This window comes from Kitasatospora sp. NPDC036755 (assembly GCF_040636595.1).
Taxonomy (GTDB): Bacteria; Actinomycetota; Actinomycetes; order Streptomycetales; family Streptomycetaceae; genus Kitasatospora.
Map to the genome: position 1 here is coordinate 1 of NZ_JBEZUT010000429.1, position 5,935 is coordinate 5,935.

At 73.3% G+C, this 5,935-nt stretch carries 5 protein-coding genes and 1 pseudogene; 2 read left to right on the forward strand and 4 right to left on the reverse strand.

The features are described 5' to 3' along the window. Nucleotides 1-55: 55 nt before the first annotated feature. Together AB0E96_RS37140 and AB0E96_RS37145 are read right to left on the reverse strand one after the other, a co-directional pair. Nucleotides 56-1,450: a gluconate:H+ symporter gene (locus tag AB0E96_RS37140; RefSeq protein ID WP_359830624.1), complete on the reverse strand. Its 1,395-nt coding sequence runs from the start codon at nucleotides 1,448-1,450 to the stop codon at nucleotides 56-58. Continuing rightward, on the reverse strand, nucleotides 1,447-2,001 hold the full coding sequence (locus AB0E96_RS37145) for a gluconokinase (protein ID WP_359830627.1): 555 nt from the start codon (nucleotides 1,999-2,001) through the stop codon (nucleotides 1,447-1,449). Before AB0E96_RS37145 ends, AB0E96_RS37140 begins: the two co-directional genes overlap by 4 nt. 151 nt (nucleotides 2,002-2,152) lie before the next feature. Between AB0E96_RS37145 and AB0E96_RS37150 the strand changes: the two genes are divergently transcribed. Together AB0E96_RS37150 and AB0E96_RS37155 are read left to right on the forward strand one after the other, a co-directional pair. Then, nucleotides 2,153-2,848 (forward strand): FCD domain-containing protein, encoded by a 696-nt coding sequence (locus tag AB0E96_RS37150; protein ID WP_359830628.1) that lies wholly within the window; start codon nucleotides 2,153-2,155, stop codon nucleotides 2,846-2,848. A 174-nt stretch (nucleotides 2,849-3,022) separates the two neighbouring features. Then, nucleotides 3,023-3,538, forward strand: a complete 516-nt coding sequence (locus AB0E96_RS37155) for a hypothetical protein (protein WP_359830630.1) — start codon at nucleotides 3,023-3,025, stop codon at nucleotides 3,536-3,538. A 12-nt stretch (nucleotides 3,539-3,550) separates the two neighbouring features. On the opposite strand, the gene AB0E96_RS37160 is transcribed toward AB0E96_RS37155, so the two are convergent. Then, on the reverse strand, nucleotides 3,551-4,318 hold the full coding sequence (locus AB0E96_RS37160; RefSeq protein WP_359830631.1) for a metallophosphoesterase: 768 nt from the start codon (nucleotides 4,316-4,318) through the stop codon (nucleotides 3,551-3,553). A gap of 19 nt (nucleotides 4,319-4,337) precedes the next feature. Next, nucleotides 4,338-5,849, reverse strand: a pseudogene (locus AB0E96_RS37165) (hypothetical protein); the annotation flags it as partial. Nucleotides 5,850-5,935: the final 86 nt, after the last annotated feature.

Sequence of the window (5,935 nt, forward strand, 5' to 3'; positions counted from 1 at the left end):
GTGGTGGGGGGCGCGCGGCGCGGGGGCCGCGCGCGGCGGCCGCTCGCCCGGCGCGCTAGATGATCAGGCTGAGCGGCATGATCAGGGCGATGGCGACCACCGAGATCACCGTCTCCATCACCGACCAGGACTTCAGCGTCTGCCCGACGCTCATCCCGAAGTACTCCTTCACCAGCCAGAAGCCGGCGTCGTTGACGTGCGAGAGGAACAGCGAGCCGGCGCCGATCGCGAGCACCAGCAGGGCCGCGTGGGTCGAGGACATGTCGGCGGCGAGCGGGGAGACGATGCCGGCCGCGGTGATCGTGGCGACCGTCGCCGAGCCGGTGGCCAGGCGGATCAGCACGGCGATCAGCCAGCCCAGCAGCAGCGCCGAGATGTGCCACTTGCCGGACCACTCGCTCACCGCGTTGCCGACGCCCACGTCGATCAGGGTCTGCTTGAAGCCGCCGCCCGCGCCCACGATGAACACGATGCCGGCGATCGGGCCGAGCGACTTGCCGACGGTGTCGGAGATCCGGGCCTTGTCGAAACCGGCCGCCTTGCCGAGGGTCACCATGCCGAGCAGGGTCGCGGCGAGCAGGGCGATCAGCGGGGAGCCGATGAAGTCGAACACCCGCTGGCCGAGCGCCTTCGGGTCGTCGATGACCACGTCGGCCAGTGCCTTGCCGAGCATCAGCACGACGGGCAGCAGGATGGTGGCCAGCACCGCGGCGAACGACGGGGTGCGGTCGTGCTTGGTCGTCTCCTCGGGCGCGGTGGCCGCCGGGATCTCCAGCGGGCCGACCCAGCGCTCGGCGAGCCGCGCGAACAGCGGGCCGGCGATGATCAGGGTCGGGACGGCGATCAGCAGGCCGAGCGCCAGGGTGATGCCGAGGTCGGCCTTCAACGCGTCGACGGCGACCAGCGGGCCCGGGTGCGGGGGCACCAGGCCGTGCAGCACCGACAGGCCCGCCAGGGCCGGGATGCCGACCCGCATCAGCGGCACGTTGCCGCGGCGGGCGACCAGCAGCACGATCGGGATCAGCAGGACCACGCCGACCTCGAAGAACAGCGGCAGGCCGAGCACGGCCGCGATCAGCGCCATCGCCCAGGGCAGCGCCTTGTTGCCGGTGCGGGAGAGCACGGTGTCGGCGATGATGTTGGCGCCGCCGGAGTCGGCGAGCAGCTTGCCGAGCATCGCGCCGAGGCCGATCAGCAGGCCGACGCTGGCGACGGTGGAGCCGAAGCCCGTGGAGAAGCTGCTGAGCAGCTTGTCGAAGGGGGCACCCGCGACGGCGGCCAGCAGACCGGAGCCGAGCGTGAGGGCGAGGAACGGGTGCAGCTTCAGCTTGGTAATCAGTACGACGATCGCACCGATGCTGAGCAGCACCGCGATCAGCAGCTGGGAGTCGCTGCTGGTGTGCGGCAGGACCGGTGGGGCGGCCGCCAGCAGGGTGGGGGCAATGCTCACGCGAGGTCTCCATTGACGGGCCGCAGCAGCGCCGCGGCCATCTCGACGAGTTCTTCGGGGGACGGGCCGACGTCCAGGACGCCGCCGCGCTCGTCCGCCGCCAGCGGTTCCAGGGCGGCGTACTGCGAGTCGAGCAGCGAGGACGGCATGAAGTGGCCGGTGCGGTGGCTGAGCCGGTCCTCGACCAGCTCGTGACCACCGCTGAGGTGCAGGAAGTAGGCACCCGGGCAGGCCGCGCGCAGGGTGTCGCGATAGCGGTGCTTCAGCGCCGAGCAGGTGACCACACCGCCGGTGCCGGCCTCGGTCCGCTCCTTGAGCCAGGCGCCGATGGCGCGCAGCCAGGGGGCGCGGTCCTCGTCGTCCAGCGGGATTCCCTCGGACATCTTGGCGATGTTGGCCGCGGGGTGGAAGTCGTCCGCCTCGGCGAAGGGGAGGTCGAGGCGGTCCGCCAGCATGCGGGCCAGGGTGGTCTTGCCGACGCCCGAGACGCCCATCACCACGACGGTGAGAGGGGTCGTCGGAAGGTCGTGGTTCTCGACGCTGAGAGCCATGGGGTGGTGCTCCTTCGTTGCCTGGCCGCCACTATCGCCTCAAAGATATGACGTATTCAAGTGTCGGAAACCAAATCGTCATACTTTTATGGTGTGGTCTGGGTCGCAGGGCGACGTGAGCACCCGAGGGGCGGGCGTCTACGCTGGGCGGATGGAGATCCAGGGGCTGCCCGGGCGGCTGCTTGACGAGCTCGGGCCGGCGATCGCGTCGGGGGAGATCCCCGAGGGGGCGGTACTGCGCGGCGAGGAGCTGGAGGGCCGCTTCGGGGTGTCCCGGACGGTGGTCCGGGAGGCGGTGCGGATCCTGGAGGGGATGCGCATGGTGGCGTCCCGGCGGCGGGTCGGGATCACCGTGCAGCCGAAGTCCCTCTGGGACGTCTTCGACCCGATGGTGATCCGCTGGCGCCTGGCCGGTGCCGACCGCCCGGCCCAGCTGCGCTCGCTCGGCTCGCTGCGGGTGGCCGTCGAACCGGCCGCGGCCGCGCTCGCCGCCACCCACGCGAGCGACGACGACCGGCGCGCACTCAGCTCGCTGGCCGTGGACCTGACGGTCACCGCACGGGCCGCCAACCTGAACGCCTTCCTCGAACACGACATCGCCTTCCACTCCCTGGTGCTGCGCGCCTCCGGCAACGAGATGTTCGCCCACCTCGGGGACACCGTCGCGGCGGTGCTCACCGGCCGGACCGAGTACCATCTGATGCCCGATCAGCCGGAGCCGTACGCGATCCGGCTGCACCGCGAGGTCGCGGAGGCGATCTGCGCCCAGGACGCCGGCCACGCCGAGCGGGCGATGCGCACGATCGTGACCGGCGCACTGGAGGAGCTCAACCTCCAGCTGGACTGAGCCGGGGGGCTCGACCCGCCAGGATGACACGATTTGATGGCAGTTCGGAGGTTTCGGACGCATAGTCCTGGTTCGGCGGGGCAGAGTGAGCCGAAGGGGTGCGTTTCGTGTGCGCCCGTTCCGTATGCTTCACCTGCTCCACCGAACACGCGCCACGCGCCTGGGGGTCGTCCGATGTCCGTGCCACGCCGCCGCCGTCGCCGCCGCCTGCCCGACGAGGTGCGCGCCGCCGCAGTCCGGGCGGTGCTCTGCCTCTCCTTCACCCTGGTGGGCGTCGTGGTGGCGACCTTGGCCTCGTACGCGGGCAGTTGGCTGCTGACGCCCGCTCTGCTCGCGATGGGGCTCGGGGTGTTCGGCACCATGTGGTGCCTGCTGGAGATCCTGATCTCCCGCCAGATCGCGGCCCAGCGGATGCGGGCCCCGGGCTCCGCGCACCCGATGGCGGGCAGTCGGGGGCCCGCCGGACCGCCGGCCGCCCGGCCGCTCCCCCGGCCCGACTCCTCCTCGGTCTACCGGCAGCCGTACGAGTCGGCGCAGCCACAGCCCCAGCCGTACGGCGGCGCGGGGCAACAGGGGCCGTACGGGCCCGGCCGGCAGCCGAACCAGTACCAACAGCCGTACCAGCAGCCGCGCCCGGGACCGCAGCAGCAGCCGCCGCGCCAGGCCCGGGTGCAGCCCAACCACCCGTAGCCGCCCGGCCGGTCAGTCCCGGACCGGCAGCGCCCGGTAGTGGGTGGCGAGCCGGCGCTCCCCGTCCAGGACGTGGAAGGCCAGCATCGGCGGGTGGTCGAAGGAGATGCCGCGCCCGCCCTCGCAGGGCAGCGTGACGGTGGAGACGACACCGGGGGCGATCAGCAGCGGCAGCCCGGCGAAGGCGGTCGCCACCGGGGTGTGCGAGTGGCCGCAGAACAGCGCGGCCACCCGGGGGTGCCGGCGCAGCACCCGCTCCAGCCGCGCCCCCCCGAACTGGCGGATCGGGTCGACGAACGGCACGTACAGCTCCACCGGCGGGTGGTGGAAGGCCACCAGGGCGGGCAACTCGCCGCGCCCCTCGGCGAGTTGGGTGTCCAGCCAGTCCAGCGTCGGCTCGTCCAGCAGGCCGTCGTCCCGCCCGGGCACGGAGGAGTCGAGCATCAGCACGTCGGCGCCGGGCAGCCGGTGCAGCCGGTTGACCGGCTCCTCCCCCGGCGCCTCGCCGAGCAGCACCTCCCGGTAGGGCGAGCGGCGGTCGTGGTTGCCGGGGCAGGTGAGCACCGGATGCCGGGAGGACAGCACCTCGGCGACCTCCCGGTACTCCTCCGGCAGGCCGTGGTCGGCGAGGTCGCCGGTGACGAACACCGCGTCCAGCGGGCCGGGCAGGGCGTCGAGGTACGCCATCACCTGCTCGGCCCGCCGCCGGGCGCGCTTGCCACCGTCCCGGGCGTGGACCTGTCCGAGGTGGATGTCACTGAGGTGCGCGATCGTCAGCATGCCCGTCACGCTAGCCAGTTCACGACTGGGCGGGAACCTCCGCGGGGCGCTTGAACATCCGGGTCGCGGTGATCTCGCCGTGGATGGTCGGGCCGTCCGGGTCCGGCGCGGCGGGCAGGCCCGGGCGCAGGTGCTCCTCGACCGAGATGTACTTGAGGCCGGCCCGCAGGTCGGCGTCGTTGCGCAGACGGATCACCAGAGGGAACTCGGCCAGCGCGGTCGTGTCGAACAGGCCGGTGGTGTAGATGAGCTGGACGCCGAGGGCGTCGGCCACGGCCCGCTGGAGCTCCAGCAGGTAGGTGGCGTTGGCGCGGCCGATCGGGTTGTCCAGGAACAGCGTGCCGGCGTGCCGCAGCTGGGACTGGCCCCGGTCGTTGGCGCGCAGCGCGGCCATCGTGCAGTACAGCGCGATGGCCGCGGTGAGCAGCTGGCCGCCGGAGAAGACGTCGGACATCTGGCCGACGCTCACCCGCTCGGCACGCAGCACCGCGTCGGGCTTGAGGATCTCGACGCTGACGCCCTTGGGGCCGATCGCGGCGGCGACCCCGCGCAGCAGCAGGGACATGCCGTCGCGGCGCAGGTCGCTGTTCTTCTTGACGGCGGCGCGGGTGGCCTCGTCGATGACCTCGCCCAGGCGTTCGACCAGGGTGGCGTGGTCCGGGTCCTCGAAGCGGATCCGGAGGAACTCCTGGCCGGACCACTCCCCCAGGCCCTCGGGCAGCCGGGACAGCCGCTGGGCGGCGCGCAGGGTGGTGAGCGAGGACTCGACCAGGCCGCGCAGCCGGTCCACGATCGAGCCGCGGTTCTTCTCCAGCTGGGCGAGTTCGTCGGTGAGCACCCGCAGCCGGGGCGCGAAGGCCGCGGCCCAGGCGGCGGCGTGCTCGGGCAGCGCGGAGGCGGGCAGTTCGCGGATCTGCTGGCGGGCGGGGGTGCGTACGGCCTCGTAGCGGGCCGCGTTGGCGTGCCGGACGAGGGCGTCGGCGGCGTCGCGGACGGCGAGTTCGGAGGAGGACAGCTCGCCGGCGGCGGTGCGCAGGGCGCGGCGGGCCTCGGTGACGCCGGTGCGGGCCTCGGCCAGCGAGCCCAGGTACGGCTCGACCGCGTCGTCCGGGTCCTCCTGGTTGTCGCGCAGGCCGTCGCGCAGCTGGCCGGCCAGCTCGTCGAAGTCGGCGGCGGAGGCCTGGGCGGTGTCGAAGGTGCGCTGGAGGTCGGCGTGGGCGGTGCGGGCGGCGTCCAGGGCCTCACGGCGCTCGGCGAGGCGGCTGGTGGCGGTGCGCAGCAGGGCCTGGGCGTGCTCCGGGTCGGTGGGGACGAGGTCCTCGGGCAGCTCGGTGTGCGCCTCGCCGTCGGCGGGGGCGGAGCGTTCGGCGTCGCCGCGCAGGCGGCCGAGCTGCTCGCTGGCGGCGGCGGAGCGGGCCTCGATGGTGGCGACCAGCTCCTCGGCGCGGGCCGCGGCGGCCTGGCGGGCCGGGCCGTCGGCGCCGTCGGGGCTGCCGAGGAGCTCCTCGGCGCGGGTGCGCACCTTGTTGGTGCCGGATCATGGTGCTTGACGAGCCGACCAACGACGTCGATCCCGTCCGCCGCCGGTTGTTGTGGCAGGACATCGCGGGCCGGGCC